Raw genomic sequence first — 17,322 nt, 5'->3', positions numbered from 1 at the left:
AAACTATATTTGGTGATGCAAACTCTCATCCAACAAAGGATGATTTTTAGGCACCAATGCCTGTTTGCTTAATTTGCTAAACACTAAGAAAGTGAACAAACCTAAGAAACCAAGCGCAGTTCCGATTTCAATGACACCAAATCCTCTGTGCTCTGCTACGGTACCTGGCATAATCATGATGTAATAGTCAAGCCAGTGACCAGCCAACAATAGAATACCAACGAACAACATAACGTTTTGCTTACGTTTTGCATCGCGGTCTACCAATAATAACAAAGGTGCCACAAAGTTAATGATAATACTTAACCAAAACCAAGGTTTGTATTCCGGTTCCCAACGTTTGTAGAAATAAACTGTTTCCTCTGGAATGTTTGAATACCAAATCAGCATGAATTGTGCAAACCAAACGTAAGTCCAGAAGATCGAGAAACCGAACATCAATTTACCCAAATCGTGTAAATGATTTTCGTTTACCCAGTTCATATAACCCGCTTTCTTCAACACAACAACAATGATGGTAATACATGAAATACCACTTACCCACATTGCTGCAAAGTTATACCAACCGAACATCGTCGAAAACCAGTGAGCTTCTAAAGACATCACGGTATCGAAAGACCAGATAGGTGTGGTAAAACCGAAAATAACCAAGAAGATTGCTGACAATTTGAATGACTTTTTATAAGAAGTCAATCCGCCTTCCAAATCCTCTTTATAAGAAAGTTTCGCAAAAATAACTGCAAAAATGCTATATGTACCCATAAATACCACTTGACGGATCAAGAAGAATGGAACATTTAAATAAGCAGATTTCCCTGCGATGATAGGGTCATAATTTGTACTATGCGGATCAGTGATACCGTCTGCATTCCAGTGATGGTATAAATTATGTGTAGTTAAACCTAAACCTACAATAACTAATAAAATCAATGAAGCAATTGGTAAAACACTCGCCATAGCCTGAGGTATACGTACCAAACCTGCAGACCATGCAGATTGGGTCACATATTGCAAGGCAACAAAGAATGTTCCAGCTGCGCATACACATGTAAAGTAATAACCCATCAATAACAAGTTGGCATAAGTACGCTCTACAGTATCGTGATCGCCCGAAAGCAACCCGATAGCTACAGCAGCTATACCTAGTACAACAGCGATAATACTGAACATTTTAGCTTTGCCAGCAAACTCGTATCGCTCGTTGAAATTATAATCGTGATGATGACTGTGAGTTCCCATTTATATATCTGATGTTAGATTATTTCTTTTGTAATTCGTGAACATACATAACAACTTTCCATCTCTCCTCTGGAGATAATTGAGACGCATGTGATCCCATGGAGTTGTGTCCGTAATAAATTGTATGGTAAATTTTACCATCAGTCAAGTCAGCCATCAAACCACCTCGTGAAGAGTTCGCCGCATCTGTTCTATGATAAGATGGTGGCGGAGGAAAGTTCTCTAATTGACGGGTACCTCTTGAATCTGTCACGCTACGGTCTTTGGTGATAGGACCATCACCTTTACCCTCTACACCATGGCATACAGAGCAATACGTTGTGAACAAAGCTTTACCTTTTTCAAGATTTTCGGCATTTACGACTAAAGGACTTTTTACTTCTCTTCCTGCACGCTCATAATCCTCTAATGTATTGGCATACTCAAAACGAGTAAAACCGATAGGATCCGTACCTTTAGGAGGTGTTTGCGCTGTTTTTCCATCAGCAAAATTCGCATTAGGTTGATCCGGATTGAAAGCAAGCGGATCGTACATGTTACGAGAAAACTCTAAACCTGTACTACGAGTTGTTTTGTCACCACAAGAAGAAACAAGTGCTGTCAATGCCACAGCGGCGCATAGCGTTCCAAGTAAATTCTTCTTATTCATAGCTAACATATTTTCTATCATTGTACTTAACTTCAACAGCACCAGCTTCTTTCAATAAGCTATCGATCAAAGCGTGATCTGTATTTTCTTTGGCATCTACTGCAAGGATGAAACGATCATCTGTTGCTCTCAAGTCCATTACACGAGGTGTACGTCCTGGGAATAAGTGGTTACGGAAGAAGAATGTAGCAACCATACCCAAAGCACACAATAAGATGGTAACCTCAAACGTAACCGGAACAAAGTTCGGCATACCAAAAGATGGCTTACCACCGATATTCATCGGCCAATCGTACGCCATTGTATAATACAACAAACTAAAACCTAATGTCGTTCCTAATGCTCCAAAGCAAAATGCTGCGATAGGCAAGCGAGAAGGTTTCACACCCAGCTTTGCCTCGATACCGTGAATAGGCATCGGAGTAAAGCAGTCGTAAATACTTATATTGTTTGCTTGCAATTTGTCGATCCCATGCATCATATCATCGGGATCCGCAAAACTACCTAATATATATTTTGTATTGCTCATTGCTGATTATTTTCTAACTGATAATTCTTTAATCTCTTCTTCTGTCACTGAATCATATTTCTCCAATGATTCTTGGAAGTACTTCACTTGTTCGTCAGGGAATGCACCTTCTTGAGCCAACTTAGTTTTATGTTGTAATGAAGATGACTTCAACAACAATTTCACTTCGGCGATAGCGATACCCGGTAAGAAACGTAAGAACAACAAGAATAATGTAAAGAACAGTCCAATCGAACCTACAAAGATCCCGACGTCTGTCCAAGTTGGGTAGAACATTGCCCAAGATGAAGGCAAGTAATCGCGGTGCAATGAAGTCACGATAATCACAAAACGCTCAAACCACATACCGATGTTAACTACGATCGACAAGATCCAAGAGATCGGAATACTTGTACGGATTTTCTTGAACCAGAATAACTGTGGAGAAATTACGTTACACGTCATCATCGACCAATAAGCCCAAGCGTATGGACCTAACATACGATTCTCGAACGCATACATTTCGTATTCTGAGCGAGAGTACATCGCGATAAATAACTCTGTCAAATAAGCTACACCCACGATAGAACCTGTTGTCATGATGATGATATTCATCGATTCAATATGGAACATCGTAATGTAGTTCTCAAAATTCATTACTTTACGTAAGATCAACAATAAGGTCTGTACCATGGCAAAACCAGAGAAGATCGCACCCGCCACGAAATATGGAGGGAAGATCGTCGTGTGCCATCCAGGAATAACCGAAGTTGCAAAGTCCATGGATACGATCGTGTGTACAGAAAGTACGAGTGGAGTAGAAATACCAGCCAAGATCAAGGACACGATTTCAAAACGTTGCCAAGTCTTAACAGAACCATTCCATCCAAATGATAATACAGAATAGATCTTTTGTTTCAAACCTGTCGCACGGTCACGAATGGTTGCGATATCCGGCAACAAACCACAGTACCAAAATACCAAGGATACTGTAAAGTATGTCGAGATCGCGAACGCATCCCATACTAAAGGAGAGTTAAAGTTTACCCAAAGTGATCCAAATTGATTTGGAAGTGGGAAAATCCAATAGGCCAACCAAGGACGACCCATGTGAGCAACAACGTATGTTGCCGCACAGATTACCGCAAAGATCGTCATCGCCTCTGCAGAACGGTTGATTGAATTACGCCAGTTCTGGCGGAAGATTAATAATACAGCTGAAATCAACGTACCCGCGTGACCGATACCTACCCACCATACGAAGTCGGTGATATCCCAAGCCCAGCCTACAGTTTTATTCAGACCCCAAGCGCCGATACCTGTCCAAAAGGTATAACTAACGCTAACTACCCATAATAAAGCACCCAATACAGCTACGGTAAAACCAATCCACCATGCTTTATTTGGTTTATTTTCAACCGGTAGTAAGATATCATCCGTAATTTTTGCATACGTAATGTCCTTACCGGTCATTAATGGTTCTCTTAATATTGATTCGTTATGCGATGACATAGTATTTTTATTTCAAATATTGTACAAGATTACGCCTCAAAAGTGTTTCTAACTTTTGTCATATAACCGATACCAGGTTGAACATTGATTTCCTCAAGTACGTAATAAACACGCTCGTTGCGTAATGCTTTAGATACTTCTGATGCTGGATCATTGGCATCTCCAAAGATGATTGCATTTGCAGAACATGCTTGTTGACAAGCCATTTGGATATCGCCATCTTTCACTTTGCGATTTTCAATCTTAGCTTGTAATTTACCTGCTTGGATACGTTGGATACACATTGAGCATTTCTCCATTACCCCACGTGAACGCGTTACGACATCTGGGTTTAATACCAACTGTGTAAATTCATTGTTCAAGTAATTGTCAAAGCGGGAATCATTCCAGTAAGCAAACCAGTTGAAACGACGCACTTTGAAAGGACAGTTATTTGCACAGTAACGTGTACCAAAGCAACGGTTGTAAGCCATGTGGTTCAAACCTTCTGAAGAGTGTACTGTTGCCAATACCGGACAAACCGTCTCACAAGGTGCGTGACCACAGTGCTGACACAACATCGGTTGGTGAACAACAGTGACATCTTCGAAATCTAAATCAGCCGAAGCTTTCGCAATTTCCTTCTCTTTTGTAAGATCTTGATCTTTTCCTTCGATCGTATAATAACGGTCAATACGTAACCAGTGCATCTCACGACGACGGCGAACCTCATCACGACCAACAACAGGAATATTATTTTCAACGTTACAAGCTACGATACAAGCACCACAACCTGTACATGCGTTCAAGTCGATCGCCATCACCCATTTGTGACCTGGTTGCTCATACTTGTTCCACAAATCGTATGTTTTGTGATTATCCGTAAAGCGTCCTGCCTCCGAGTTAGGATCTTTCAAATATTTCGCAAATGTCGTCTCACGGATAACGTTACGACCTTCGATGGTATGGTGTGTTTGTGTTTGTGCCAATTGGTAAGTTCCAGACGCTTTCGCTACAGTTGCCTTAGCAACACCTTGTACTGTACCATTGATGATCGAAGCAAAAGGGAACGCGTTTTTACCAACTTCATTACCTGCTTTACCCACTTTTGTACGGCCGTAACCTACAGCAACGGAAACTGTTCCTTGAGCTTGTCCTGGTTGTTGTACAACGGGCAATTCCAATTCAACACCATTTGCTTTGACAGTTACTTTACCGTCTTCACCCAAACCTAATTTCTCAGCATCTTTCGGATTAAGAGCAGCATAGTTATCCCAAGTTACTTTAGAAACTGGGTCAGGTAACTCTTGTAAGTAAGCATTGTTTGCGTAGCGACCGTCACGAAGACCAGCAGGCTCATAAAGTTTCAATTCAAACTCCCCTGCAATCGCCTTGCTTGATGCCTCAATTGCCGAAGCCGCTGCTGCAGCATTTCCTGTAAAAGCAGGAGCTGTTGCCGCTTTGGCACCTTTATATTCAAAACCAGTCTGCAATACAGCATCCCAGTTTTTCGTAGAACCCGCTAAAATTTGTGTAGACCACAGATTCTTAACAAAGTTGTACATATCTGTATTATTTCCAGCCCAAGTCAACAAGCTTTGCTCAACTTGACGTGTTTTGAAAACAGGATTAATCGTTGGTTGGATAATTGAATACAACCCTTCTTTTGGATTGGAATCACCCCAAGACTCTAAGAAAGTACTTGCTGGAGCGATAGCAGTCAATTCAGACGCAGTTTCATCTGCACGCTGCGCGAATGACAACGTGAAAGGAATCTGCTTCAACGCAGCTTTTACATCCTCTGCTTTGAAGTAATCATAAACAGGGTTGCTGTTCAAGAAGAACGCAACGCCAACTTGCCCAGATTTCGCAGCAGCTAAGAACGCTTGGAACGAAGAATCCGAACCTTGGTATTGTTTAGAATAGTTATCCAAGTCGATGATCGTACCATAAGCGCCCAATGCAACGTTGATTGCATTAACCAATACCTGTACATTGACATCGTTAGACCCTGCAACAACAACAGCCGCGCCTTTGCTATTCACCAATTCTTTGGCCGCTAATGCTACACCTTTTTGCGCTTTTTTGTTTGCAGTTGCTCCAGCCAATGATTGACCAGTAATTGCATTATACAAAGCGATTAAGGTAGCCCCCTCTTCCGAAGGTTTGATAGCGATACGAGCATCAGCATTTGTACCCGTCATGGAAAGACCAGATTCAAATTGCACGTGACGTGACATTTTTCCGTTTTTCAACGATTTATAGTCACGATTTTTAGCGTATTGTTGTGTATGCTCCTCACCTGCTAACCAAGTTCCTAAGAAATCAGCCGCAACAGAAACAATCACATTTGCATTTTCAAAATTATAGGACGGAACTACTGCTCTACCAAAAGAAGCCTTATTCGCTTCAATAATACCGCTGTAAGATACAGCATCGTATTGTACATGGTTAACCGTAGGGAATTTCGTTCCGAAAGCGGCAATAGCTGCCAAGGTTGAAGGACTGTTTACCGTATTAGAAACGATCGTAATTTGTTTACCAGAAGACGCCGCAGCATTTAACGCTTTAACAACTTCCCCATCCAATTTGGACCACTCCACATCTTGACCTTTCAATTGTGCCTGTTTCAATTTGGACTCATCATATAAATCCAATACAGAAGCAGCTGTTGTTGAATCCAAACCTTGGTTCAAACCAATTGCATTCGGATTAGGCTCAACATTGATCGGACGACCTTCGCGTGTTTTAACCAAGATACTTTGACCGTTGAACGTCGAAGCATAATAGTTAGGGATACCTGGAGTTACCTCTTCAGGTTTAATCAAATAAGGAACTGCCTTATGCACAGGAGTACGGTTACAAGCCGCTAAAGAAACAGCACCCAAACCAAATCCTAATGCTTTCAAGAAGTCACGGCGAGGAGTTTTTGTGCTCAAGCCAGCTTCATTTAATACATCTTCTACAGGAATAGATTCGGCAAACTCACCCTTGCTTCCTTCAACGAAAGCAGGAGTTTGATTTAACTCTTCCAAACCTTTCCAATATTTTTTATTGCTATCCATTTAAGCTGTATATAAGATTGCGTATTTCAAATAATTATTAATAGTGACATTTACCACACTCAAGACCACCGATCATGGCTGCAGTCATTTTTTCACCCTTCTTAATTCTTTCGTGTGCTTTAATCAAATCTTCATAGTATTTATTATCCGACTTGATATCTGTCTTTTTGTGACAATCAACACACCATTTCATCGTCAATGGAGAGTATTGGTACACCTCTTCCATATTCTGAATTGGACCATGACAAGTCTGACATTCCACACCAGCCACTACAACGTGTTGTGAGTGATTGAAGTAAGCAAAATCAGGCAAGTTGTGGATACGAACCCATTGAATTGGTTTCGGATTGTTACCGTAAGTACGCGTATCAGGATCCCAATCCAAAGCACGGTAGATTTTAGCAATTTCCGGAGAAATTTCACCATCATAATGCTCAGAAGCAGTGACTGTATTGTGACAGTTCATACATACGTTGGCCGATGGAATAGACGCATTTTTTGATTTAAATGCACCACCGTGACAGTATTGACACTCAATTTTGTTAACACCCGCGTGGATTTGGTGTGAGAACTTAATGGGTTGAACCGGCTGATAGCCTTGGTGAACACCAACATTCCACATCGTTTTCCAACCGCCTACAGCTAATAAAGCAACCAACATCAATACCGTAAAACCAACCAGTTTTTTGTTTTTAACGAATGCTTTCGCAAACTTCACAAAACGCTGATTATCTTCTGGTTCCTGTTGTGCAGCAATAGCTTCCTGGTTTTTAGCAATTACATTTTCCAGCGTACGAATCACACGATTCAACACCACAATAACCACCACAGCCAAAACAACAACTGCGATCAAGCCCAAAATCATGAACATCGACGCGTTATCATCTTTAGCACCAGCACCACCATTGGTTGCATCTTTCGGTTTCTCCTTAGAAGCATCCGTGATATACGCTAATACCGATCTAACCTGATCATCAGATAAATCAGTAAAAGAAGTCATCACAAGCTTGTTGTTCTCTTCGAAGATTTTAATCGCCTCAGCATCACCAGAAGCAATTAACGCCTGAGAGTTCTTGATCCACTTGATTAACCAAGCTTCGTCTTTCGTCTCTGGAATCCCTTTCAAAGCAGGACCGACCACTTTTCTGTCAATGGCGTGACAGGATGTACACTTAGATTTGAAGATTTTTTCACCTTCCTTGACATCTTGCGCATGCAACGTCGTAACGGCAAATAATAGCATCAAACTCGTTGACACCACCCTCGCAAGGCTTCCCAAAACGGATGAGATAGTTCTCATATTTAGCACTTTATACTATTTATTTGTGAATGTAAAAAATTAACTCCCATGGTTAAAGGAGCCACTACCCCCCTAACAATGCCACAAAAGTATGATTTATTAATAAATCGCTGACAATTTTGTGACCTTTAATATCAATTTATAATCATTCTAAACAAATGCGTTTAAACAAGGATAAAATAACATTTCGCTATTAAAGTAGTTCCATCGCTACAACTTTTCATTTGGATAGCCAATCAAATATAAGACAATTCCATGACAGTTTAAAATGTGTAAAAAGCCAGCACTGTCATTTATACAAAAGGTGTTTTTTTAGCTTGAATTGCGTAACTTTAAAAACAGGAATCGATAGCCTTTCAGGATAGGGTTGCAAGCTTAAAAAAAACCACACTTTAATTGTTTATAAAGACTTTGGTAAAGATTCCTGCTGCAGTTATATCATATTAGGTAGTAACTACGCGAAAATAGAGCTGTCCAACACATGCCAGCTCTGCATATCACTAAACTTATAACAAAGAACACCACAGAGATGGAAGAAAACAAAAAATACAATCCGTTAAGTAAAGAAGAGGAATATGTTATTGTACATAAAGGAACCGAGCGCCCATTTACAGGCGAATTGTTAGACAATAAGCACAAAGGAACTTATATCTGCCGCCGTTGTGACAGCCCATTATACCGTTCAGAGTCAAAATTTGAATCTGGCTGTGGTTGGCCAAGTTTTGATGATGAAATTCCCGGGGCAATTACAAGGATTACCGATGCCGATGGTCGCCGCACTGAAATCCTTTGTAGTAATTGTGGCGCGCATTTAGGCCATGTATTCCTCGGAGAAGGCTTTACGACAAAAAACACGCGTCACTGCGTCAATTCTATTTCAATGAAATTTGTAGCCGATCCTACAGCGTAACTTTCACTTTGGTCGACTCCCGAACTTTCAGTTCACAAGGCAACACCATTTTACGTGTTGCTTTTATTTTGCCTTGAAGACGAAGCAACAAAATATTGATCAGGTTCTCTGCAATATCCTTGATCGGCTGCGAAACCACCGTTATAGAGGGTTCGACCAATTTAAAGGCTGTGTGATCGTCAAATGCAATCACCGCAGGCATCGGAAAGTTATACTTTTTAGAAGCTTTCAGACCAGAAATAGCCAAATAGTTTGTTGAGAACAATACAGCATCCAGTCTATTTTCACAGATAAACTCCCGCAACGCTTCCATGGCCTCTTCGTCCGATGCATCCATCTGGATCTTTTGAATAAAACTCTGCTGCTTATTGTTGTCCATCGCTTTCAGATATCCCTCAGAGCGTTCCTTCATCTGGGTCTGATCGGAATAGAGCGACACAAATCCAATACGTCTATACCCCTGTTGACACAAATGGTCACTCGCATCAAAAGCCCCTTGAAAATTGTCGGCCCCAACATAGTCCGTTTCAAGCCCCGGAAAATACCGGTCAAAAAGTACCACTGGAATATTATTCTGCTGCAACTGCTTTACCGTATCTTCCAGTCCATCGGATGGGGTAATAATAAAACCATCTACCTGTCGATCGTAAAACATCTGGATTAATTCTTTCGCTTTCTCTACATCATTGTTCGTACTACAATAAATAATACGATACCCCTGCTCATAAACCTTACTTTCGATCAGACGCGCGATATTCCCAAAAAAGGGATTGGAAATATCTTCGATAATCAAACCCAGAATCTTCGTCTTGCCTGTGCGGAGACTTTTGGCCAATTCATTGGGTTTATAACCCACTTTTTTGACATAGTCCAGCACCCGTTTAGTCAAAGCCTCACTAATACGCTTTTCTTTGGCCTTATCATTTAAAATAAAGGACACAGTAGTGACAGAAATCCCCAACGCCTTTGCGATATCACTGATCAGAATACGTTTCTTCATGTAGTAGTAGTAGGTTTGTTAAGTTTTTTATTTCGAAGATTACTAAAGTAAAAAATTTAACGACAATTTACTAAAAATAATAATAAAATTGCGCTAAAAGGTTTTATTTACTAATTTTAAGCAGTTTTCAAATACCCGAACAAAACCTATGACAGGAAATAAACTATTCAAAACAGTGTTGGGCACACTAATTTTGCCATTTTGCGCACAAGCCCAGCAAAATCTCACACAATATGTCAATCCCTTTATTGGGTCTGCAGACCATGGCCACGTCTTTGTCGGTGCCAATGTACCTTTAGGTGCAGTGCAACTAGGCCCAACTCAAATTCCACAGATTTGGGACAAGTTCAACGGATGGGATTGGTGCAGTGGCTACAATTACAAAAGCCAGGAAATTTTGGGCTTTACCCATACCCACCTGAGCGGAACAGGTATCGGCGACCTCAACGACCTGATGATTGTTCCAGCCAATGGAAAATTGCAATTAACACCAGCGGAATTCAACAAAATGAGTACCGGTTATGGATCTTCTTTTAAAAAGGAAAATGAAGTCGCCAAACCTGGTTTCTATAGTGCTTATTTGGATGACTATCAGGTGCAGGCCAATTTGACGGCAACGGAACGAGTGGGCTATCATCAATATCGTTACGAAAAAACGGAGAATGCCCATATTTTGGTCGATTTAGGATACCACATCAATTGGGATAAACCAACAGACACCTACCTCAAACAGGTGAACGACTCGACTTTCGTTGGTTACCGCTTTTCAACAGGCTGGGCCACCGACCAAAAGTTATATTTTGCGATCAGAACTTCCCAACCGATACAAAAAGTAAGATTTTTCGACGGAAAAGAAGAAAAGTTAGGCCAAACGACATTTAAAGGGCAGGCAATCAAAGCGGCTTTATTCTTCGATGCTGTTAAAAACAAAACCATTGAACTCAAAGTTGGTATATCTCCTGTTAGCTCGACCAATGCGCTGAATAATATCAACGCAGAGATTCCAGGCTGGAATTTTGAAAAAGTAAAGCAAGAGGCAGATCAACGTTGGAACAAAACATTAAATAAAATCCAATTCGAAGCAGATAAAGACACAAAGACCATCTTCTACACCGCGCTATATCATACCTACTTTGCACCTACCATTTTTAATGATGCAAATGGAGACTATATGGGCACCGATAAACAGGTTTATGAAAAACAAGATTTTGTCAATCATACCGTATTTTCCCTTTGGGACACCTACCGTGGCCTTCACCCGCTGATGACCATCTTGGAAGACCGCAAAATCAACCAGGATTTTATCAAAACCATGTTGGCTATCTATCAGCAACAAGGTAAATTGCCCATGTGGCATTTACAAGGTAATGAGACCAATACCATGGTGGGATTACCGGCGATTCCTGTCATTGCCGACGCCTTCTTAAAAGGGATCATTGACGAGAAAGATTATCCATTAGTCTGGGAAGCAGTTAAGACAACAGCCATGGGTAATGACCACGGATTGAAATATGCGCGCGAACTGACCTACATTCCTATTGATAGCATGCCTAACGAATCCGTTGCCTGGGCCCTTGAATATGCCATCGCAGACTTTGGTGCTTACAAGATTGCGGAGAAACTTGGAAAAACTGAAGATGCCGCTTACTTCAAAAAACGCTACAAACTATACGAGCAGTATTTTGACAAGGAAGTAGGTCATTTTGTCGGTAAAAAAGCCAATGGTGAATTTCGTAGGCCGTTCGATCCTTTGATGGCCAAACACCGCGAAAATGATTACTGCGAAGGAAATGCTTGGCAATATACCTGGCTGGTACCTCAAGATGTTAAAGGTCTGATCAATCTTTTCGGTGGTGAAGATAAATTTTTGAAAAAACTGGATTATTTTACAACCATGTCATCCGATCTTGGAGGTGAAGCCTCACCGGATATTTCAGGACTGATTGGCCAATATGCACAGGGGAACGAACCAAATCACCATATCCCTTACTTATATGCTTACGCTGGACAACCTTGGAAAGGTGCAGCTTTAGTCCGTAAAGCGATGACTGAGTTTTACACAAACACTCCAGCTGGTCTATGTGGCAATGATGACGTCGGACAAATGAGTGCCTGGTATGTATTTTCAGCAATGGGTTTCTATCCGCTAAATGCCATGAGTGGTGTTTATGTCTTTGGCTCCCCTATGATGCAGCATGCTAACATTAATTTACCGAATGGCAAAACAATGGCAATTGATGTTAAAAATCAAGGTAAATCCAATCCATACATCAAGTCGATCAAATTGAATGGCAAACCATATACTAAAACGTTCATTACACATGCACAGCTTTTGGAGGGCGGAAAGATGGAAATCGAAATGAGTGCAACACCGAACAAAAATTTTGGTAAAAACAAAGCCGATTGGCCTTCAAGCACTGACAATAATTAACTGAAAAATTGTCAGTAAAACATTACTGGATTAATAGTTGTTAACACCTTAATAACATATTTAAGGAGAAACAAAAAATGGCAGATTACAAAAACATCAATATACAAGATATCCCGGATGGAGGTGATAATCCAAAAGACTTCTATGAAACTTTTAAAGAGCGCTTAGAAGACTTAGAAACATTTCCAAAGGATTATACGTACAAGTTTATCTTACCAAAAGATCAGGATCACTTCAATCAAATCCAACGTGTATTTGATGACACAGGTGCTCAGTTTGATTTTAAGGATTCCAAAACAGGTAAGTATACTTCAATTACTGTAAACTTGAACGTAAAAGACGCCGACCAGGTGATCTACTTCTACAAAGAAGTGGCGAAGATCAAAGGTGTTATCATGTTATAAAATAAACAAAACAGGCTGTCGGATCGACAGCCTGTTTTGTTTTCTGATCTAGATATTAGCCTCTCCCCTATTTCAACACCACTACATCCAGCCAATAATTGCCACTAAATCTTTTATTACCATAGTGTAACTTCAATAGATTAACAGCAGTTTCCTCCTTTAAAAAATTCAAAATGCGTTTGACGTCCCGTCGGGCAGCAAACTGTTTCCAGCCATTTTTCCGATCATAAAAAAAAAGACATTTGCCCTTTCACGCTATTCCAACTCCCGCCCAGCGCATATAATTTCGTCTTACTAAACAGTATATTAAAATAGTCATTATATACCGAGCAATCAAGCATAATCTCTTTATTTTTATTAGCCATCCAATCAATTCGATACGAACAATACATTGGATTCCCATAGTAAATACCAGGTTTATGGGGAATCTTGGCCTCCTCAAAAAATTGCTTGAGCAATTCCACTACCTCAGGCTCGCCATCGTATGCTAAGGGCACAGAGCTAAGCTCACGATCCATATATAATGTAAAAGAAGACAGATTAAGTCCCCATCGTCCTTGATGAACCAATAAAAACTTAGACAAACGTTCCAACAGCGGCCCCATTCCACCCCTGAATGAGCCCTGTACGGAAAGTGCCTCAAATGGTCTTGCCTCATTAAAAGCATAAGGGCTTTCGTACACATCCAGCACAACACGGTTATATTCCCGATCAAAATTAACGTAAAGCTCATCTGTCATAGAATCCCGTATAGCTTTATCCTTTATAATTAACCTATTCAGAGGCCAAAATAAATCATGATTATAAGGCCACAAAATGGCATGGCCCAATTTATAAAACTCATAACGTCCCCTTGGCAAGATCATATTATTTTTATGTGCATAATCTTGTATAGAGACAGACAGCTCCTGAAATTTATCCCCATAGGACCGCTGCCCATACACTGAAACATGTATTAAAACAAACACCAAAATCTGAATGGATTTAAACAGAAGCAAACGAAGTATACGTCTCATAGCATAAAGATGCAGCTAAGTTTTATTTTCCATAAAAAAGCCCGCGTAAAGCGGGCTTTTCTTATCTATTGCGTAACAGGTTTATTCCTGACCAGCACCAGCTACAGGAGCTTCGCCAGCAGGTTTATCCTGTTTTGGCTTGTCTTCTCTTGGAGGGCGCGGTAATAATGCTTTACGTGAAAGCTTCATCTTACCTTGTTTGTCAATGTCCAACAATTTTACAGTGACTTTATCCCCTTCTTTGAAGATACCGTCCATTGTTTCAAGACGCTTCCAGTCGATTTCAGAGATATGCAATAATCCATCTTTACCTGGCATGATTTCAACGAACGCACCAAATGCCATGATGGATTTCACCTTACCTTCGTAAGTTTCTCCAATCTCAGGTTTAGAAGCAATCGCTTTGATACGGCCTACGGCATCATCTATAGCAGCTTTATTATCAGCAAAGACCTGAACAACACCTTTGTTATCAACTTCTTCAATTGAAATCGTAGCACCAGTTTCACGTTGCATTTCTTGGATAATTTTACCACCAGGTCCGATTACAGCGCCAATAAATTCTTTGTCGATCAACAATTGAACGATACGTGGTGCATGAGGCTTGTAATCTTCACGAGGAGCATCAATGGTTTTCTTCATCTCGCCTAAGATGTGCAAACGCGCTTCTTTTGCTTGATCCAACGCTTGCGTCAAGACCTCCCATTTCAAACCATTGATTTTTAAGTCCATTTGACAGGCAACGATACCCTTTTCAGTTCCCGTTACTTTAAAGTCCATATCTCCCAAATGATCTTCATCACCTAAGATATCCGATAAGATCGCATATTTACCAGTTGTCTCATCAGAAATTAATCCCATGGCAATACCCGAAACTGGAGCTTTTAACTTCACACCAGCATCTAAAAGCGCTAATGTACCGGCACATACCGTTGCCATAGAAGACGAACCATTGGATTCTAGGATATCAGAAACTACGCGGATAGTATATGGATTTTCATTATCTGCCGGAAGAACCTGTTTCAATGAGCGCATAGCCAAGTTACCGTGACCAACTTCACGACGACCCGGACCTCTGTTAGGTCTGACCTCACCTGTAGAGAATGCAGGGAAGTTATAGTGAAGAATAAATTTATTATAACCGTTGATAAAAGCACCATCGATCATTTGCTCATCATCTTTAGCACCCAAAGTAACCGAAGTCAATGATTGTGTTTCACCACGTGTGAATACAGCCGAACCGTGCGCAGCAGGCAAGTAATCTACTTCAGACCAGATTGGACGAACTGTACGTACGTCACGACCATCTAAACGGATTCCTTCGTCCAATACAAGATTACGAACAGCATCATACTGCACATCGTGGAAATATTTCTTAAACAAGAATGCTGTATCATCATCCAATTCCTCAGGCATTGTTGCTCTATATTCTTCTGCAATCTTCGCAAAACTTTCAGAACGGTCATGTTTGGTAGATGCTGATTTTGCAATAGCATACACTTTATCGTAAGTAGCTGCAAAGATTGAATCTCTCAATTCTAAATTTTCTGGTTCGTGGTTGTATTCCCGTTTAACAGTTTTACCAACCAGATTGGCCAATTCTACCTGAGCTGCAACTTGCTTTTTGATTGCCTCGTGCGCAAAAGCAATGGCTTCTACCATTTCAGCTTCAGAAATTTCTTTTGCTTCACCTTCTACCATGCCAATATCTTGCGCAGAACCAGCAACGATAAATTCTAATGTTGCATTTTCCAGGTCAGATAATTTTGGGTTGATCACCAACTCACCGTTAATTTTCGCTACACGAACTTCTGAGATAGGGCCATTAAAAGGAATATCAGATACTGCGATTGCCGCAGAAGCAGCCAAGCCTGCTAAAGCGTCAGGCATAATATCTTTATCTGCAGAAATTAAGCTAATTGCCACTTGAGTATCTGCATGATAATTTTCAGGGAACAAAGGACGCAATGCACGGTCTACCAAACGTGAGATCAACACCTCATAGTCTGACAATCTAGCTTCGCGACGCAAGAAACCACCTGGAATACGGCCAGTTGCCGCATATTTTTCTTGATAATCTACAGATAAAGGTAAAAAATCGACACCAGATTTAGCTTCTTTGGCAGAAACGACTGTCGCAAGCAACATCGTATTGCCTTGTTTTAATACTACAGCACCATCAGCTTGCTTTGCCAATTTTCCTGTAGACAATTCGATCTGGGTGCCATTACCCATATCGATGGTTGTTTTAATTTCGTTGTAATTCATTTAATCTTGTTTGCGACATGCTTTTCGTCTTGTTGGCAGCATGCCAATATTTTAAATACATTAGATTTCAGCACAAAGGTAAATTAAAATATTAAGATTAGTGCAATTAACAGCAGGCTAAATACGCAAATACTATATATCAATTCAATTTTAATTTTCGTTTCCCAAAAATGTGCCTTATACCTTACACAAGCTGAAAAGCTGCTAGAATCGAAGCTGGATTAAAATCTATCTCATTGAGCACATTTGACCGATAGCTTCCCTTTTCCAGATACAGCATAGTAAATCCCACAAATATTGAACTACCGACAAAATCGCCACATTTAACGGTCAAGTTTTTTGCCGGTATCACATCCTCTTTATACTTAACATCGTATTCCCATTCTACCTCTTTTATCTCTGTGGGCTCAAACTCATCAAAATCAAATGAGAAGGCATGAAATTTGAATACCACGGCATTGCATTTGTCAGGAAGGACCAGCGCTCTTTTGATATCAAACTCGGGGAATGATATTTTAAGATCTTTCTTCTTGTTCATGGAAACTACAGGATCGATAAAAAGCGACTTTGCTGTAAATTGCTTATGGACAAATTCGCCCCAAGTCCGCCCCCCTCCCGACTTGTAAAAAACATACAGGCATAGTGAGAGCAGCTTAAAAGGTGGACTCAACGTGGACTCACTGTACACTCAAACTACTTACAGGGCGAACTTGGCAATAACTTGGTCTTAACTTGCCCCCTATCACAGGGCTCTGCCAGCCGAAGCCCGAAGTTAGCGTAACCCATCCCGCTATACTCCATTTCTTATTTCAATTTTCTGTCTTTTTCGACTAATATTTGCATGGCTACGCTATCACGCTTAGCCTCGGGAGAGAAGCTGACCATCCCTTTTCCTTCTTCAGTAAGTATAGGAATCCCTGCTTGTTCCAATGCTTTCAATGTCCCTATAAATAGTTCTCTTACTTATAGAAAATCTGTCTACTAATTCGGAAGCCGTTATTAAACGCTTGGTTTGTAACTGAGTTAAAATTGCTGTAAGCC

14 protein-coding genes and 1 other annotated feature are annotated in these 17,322 nt (G+C 40.5%); of the genes, 3 read left to right on the top strand and 11 right to left on the bottom strand.

The window, feature by feature from the left end; translation table 11 throughout:
* Positions 1-3: 3 nt before the first annotated feature.
* From B3139_RS02175 to B3139_RS02150, 6 genes are read right to left on the bottom strand one after another with little or no spacing between them, the layout of a single operon-like run.
* Positions 4-1,239, bottom strand: coding sequence for a quinol:cytochrome C oxidoreductase (locus tag B3139_RS02175; RefSeq protein WP_293879560.1), 1,236 nt, complete (start codon positions 1,237-1,239; stop codon positions 4-6).
* Between the two features lie 19 nt (positions 1,240-1,258).
* Complete coding sequence (locus tag B3139_RS02170; protein ID WP_370877905.1) at positions 1,259-1,897, bottom strand: c-type cytochrome; 639 nt, start codon at positions 1,895-1,897, stop codon at positions 1,259-1,261.
* On the bottom strand, positions 1,881-2,417 hold the full coding sequence (locus B3139_RS02165; RefSeq protein WP_209578658.1) for a DUF3341 domain-containing protein: 537 nt from the start codon (positions 2,415-2,417) through the stop codon (positions 1,881-1,883). The genes B3139_RS02170 and B3139_RS02165 overlap by 17 nt, the downstream gene beginning before the upstream one ends.
* Positions 2,418-2,423: 6 nt before the next feature.
* On the bottom strand, positions 2,424-3,908 hold the full coding sequence (nrfD, locus tag B3139_RS02160) for an NrfD/PsrC family molybdoenzyme membrane anchor subunit (protein WP_209578659.1): 1,485 nt from the start codon (positions 3,906-3,908) through the stop codon (positions 2,424-2,426).
* Positions 3,909-3,937: 29 nt separating this feature from the next.
* On the bottom strand, positions 3,938-6,952 hold the full coding sequence (locus B3139_RS02155; protein ID WP_209578660.1) for a TAT-variant-translocated molybdopterin oxidoreductase: 3,015 nt from the start codon (positions 6,950-6,952) through the stop codon (positions 3,938-3,940).
* A gap of 37 nt (positions 6,953-6,989) precedes the next feature.
* Positions 6,990-8,252 carry a cytochrome c3 family protein gene (locus tag B3139_RS02150; RefSeq protein ID WP_209578661.1) on the bottom strand — a complete coding sequence of 421 codons (1,263 nt, stop codon included), beginning with the start codon at positions 8,250-8,252 and terminating at the stop codon, positions 6,990-6,992.
* A 529-nt stretch (positions 8,253-8,781) separates the two neighbouring features.
* Here B3139_RS02150 and B3139_RS02145 point away from each other — a divergent pair.
* Complete coding sequence (locus B3139_RS02145; RefSeq protein ID WP_293879559.1) at positions 8,782-9,162, top strand: methionine-R-sulfoxide reductase; 381 nt, start codon at positions 8,782-8,784, stop codon at positions 9,160-9,162.
* On the opposite strand, the gene B3139_RS02140 is transcribed toward B3139_RS02145, so the two are convergent.
* Positions 9,152-10,162: a LacI family DNA-binding transcriptional regulator gene (locus B3139_RS02140; protein WP_209578663.1), complete on the bottom strand. Its 1,011-nt coding sequence runs from the start codon at positions 10,160-10,162 to the stop codon at positions 9,152-9,154. The genes B3139_RS02145 and B3139_RS02140 overlap by 11 nt on opposite strands.
* Positions 10,163-10,310: 148 nt before the next feature.
* Between B3139_RS02140 and B3139_RS02135 the strand changes: the two genes are divergently transcribed.
* Positions 10,311-12,593: a GH92 family glycosyl hydrolase gene (locus B3139_RS02135; RefSeq protein WP_293879558.1), complete on the top strand. Its 2,283-nt coding sequence runs from the start codon at positions 10,311-10,313 to the stop codon at positions 12,591-12,593.
* A gap of 77 nt (positions 12,594-12,670) precedes the next feature.
* Entirely contained in the window at positions 12,671-12,997 is a 327-nt protein-coding gene (locus B3139_RS02130; protein WP_145327846.1) for a DUF493 domain-containing protein, read from the top strand.
* Positions 12,998-13,221: 224 nt separating this feature from the next.
* On the opposite strand, the gene B3139_RS02125 is transcribed toward B3139_RS02130, so the two are convergent.
* The 4 genes from B3139_RS02125 to B3139_RS02110 all read right to left on the bottom strand — a co-directional run bounded on the left by B3139_RS02125 (position 13,222) and on the right by B3139_RS02110 (position 17,281).
* Positions 13,222-14,013: a hypothetical protein gene (locus tag B3139_RS02125; protein ID WP_293879557.1), complete on the bottom strand. Its 792-nt coding sequence runs from the start codon at positions 14,011-14,013 to the stop codon at positions 13,222-13,224.
* Between the two features lie 31 nt (positions 14,014-14,044).
* Positions 14,045-14,140, bottom strand: a sequence feature (Trp leader region).
* Positions 14,095-16,281: a polyribonucleotide nucleotidyltransferase gene (gene pnp / locus B3139_RS02120; RefSeq protein ID WP_209578667.1), complete on the bottom strand. Its 2,187-nt coding sequence runs from the start codon at positions 16,279-16,281 to the stop codon at positions 14,095-14,097. Its footprint overlaps the feature before it by 46 nt.
* 184 nt (positions 16,282-16,465) lie before the next feature.
* Entirely contained in the window at positions 16,466-16,951 is a 486-nt protein-coding gene (locus B3139_RS02115; protein WP_293879556.1) for a hypothetical protein, read from the bottom strand.
* A 228-nt stretch (positions 16,952-17,179) separates the two neighbouring features.
* The gene (locus tag B3139_RS02110; protein ID WP_293879661.1) at positions 17,180-17,281 is read right to left on the bottom strand and encodes an HTH domain-containing protein; all 102 of its coding nucleotides are present in this window, start codon (positions 17,279-17,281) and stop codon (positions 17,180-17,182) included.
* Between the last annotated feature and the right edge of the window lie 41 nt (positions 17,282-17,322).

This window comes from Sphingobacterium sp. UBA1498, assembly GCF_002325125.1.
Taxonomy (GTDB): Bacteria; Bacteroidota; Bacteroidia; order Sphingobacteriales; family Sphingobacteriaceae; genus Sphingobacterium.
This window is presented reverse-complemented; position numbering and strand designations above follow the sequence as displayed.

Coding starts and splice junctions, on each gene's coding strand:
- B3139_RS02130 (WP_145327846.1), top strand. CDS start 12,671: ATGGCAGATTACAAAAACATCAATATACAAGATATCCCGGATGGAGGT.
- B3139_RS02125 (WP_293879557.1), bottom strand. CDS start 14,013: ATGAGACGTATACTTCGTTTGCTTCTGTTTAAATCCATTCAGATTTTG.
- B3139_RS02150 (WP_209578661.1), bottom strand. CDS start 8,252: ATGAGAACTATCTCATCCGTTTTGGGAAGCCTTGCGAGGGTGGTGTCA.
- B3139_RS02165 (WP_209578658.1), bottom strand. CDS start 2,417: ATGAGCAATACAAAATATATATTAGGTAGTTTTGCGGATCCCGATGAT.
- B3139_RS02135 (WP_293879558.1), top strand. CDS start 10,311: ATGACAGGAAATAAACTATTCAAAACAGTGTTGGGCACACTAATTTTG.
- B3139_RS02175 (WP_293879560.1), bottom strand. CDS start 1,239: ATGGGAACTCACAGTCATCATCACGATTATAATTTCAACGAGCGATAC.
- pnp (WP_209578667.1), bottom strand. CDS start 16,281: ATGAATTACAACGAAATTAAAACAACCATCGATATGGGTAATGGCACC.
- B3139_RS02145 (WP_293879559.1), top strand. CDS start 8,782: ATGGAAGAAAACAAAAAATACAATCCGTTAAGTAAAGAAGAGGAATAT.
- B3139_RS02170 (WP_370877905.1), bottom strand. CDS start 1,897: ATGTTAGCTATGAATAAGAAGAATTTACTTGGAACGCTATGCGCCGCT.
- B3139_RS02140 (WP_209578663.1), bottom strand. CDS start 10,162: ATGAAGAAACGTATTCTGATCAGTGATATCGCAAAGGCGTTGGGGATT.
- B3139_RS02155 (WP_209578660.1), bottom strand. CDS start 6,952: ATGGATAGCAATAAAAAATATTGGAAAGGTTTGGAAGAGTTAAATCAA.
- nrfD (WP_209578659.1), bottom strand. CDS start 3,908: ATGTCATCGCATAACGAATCAATATTAAGAGAACCATTAATGACCGGT.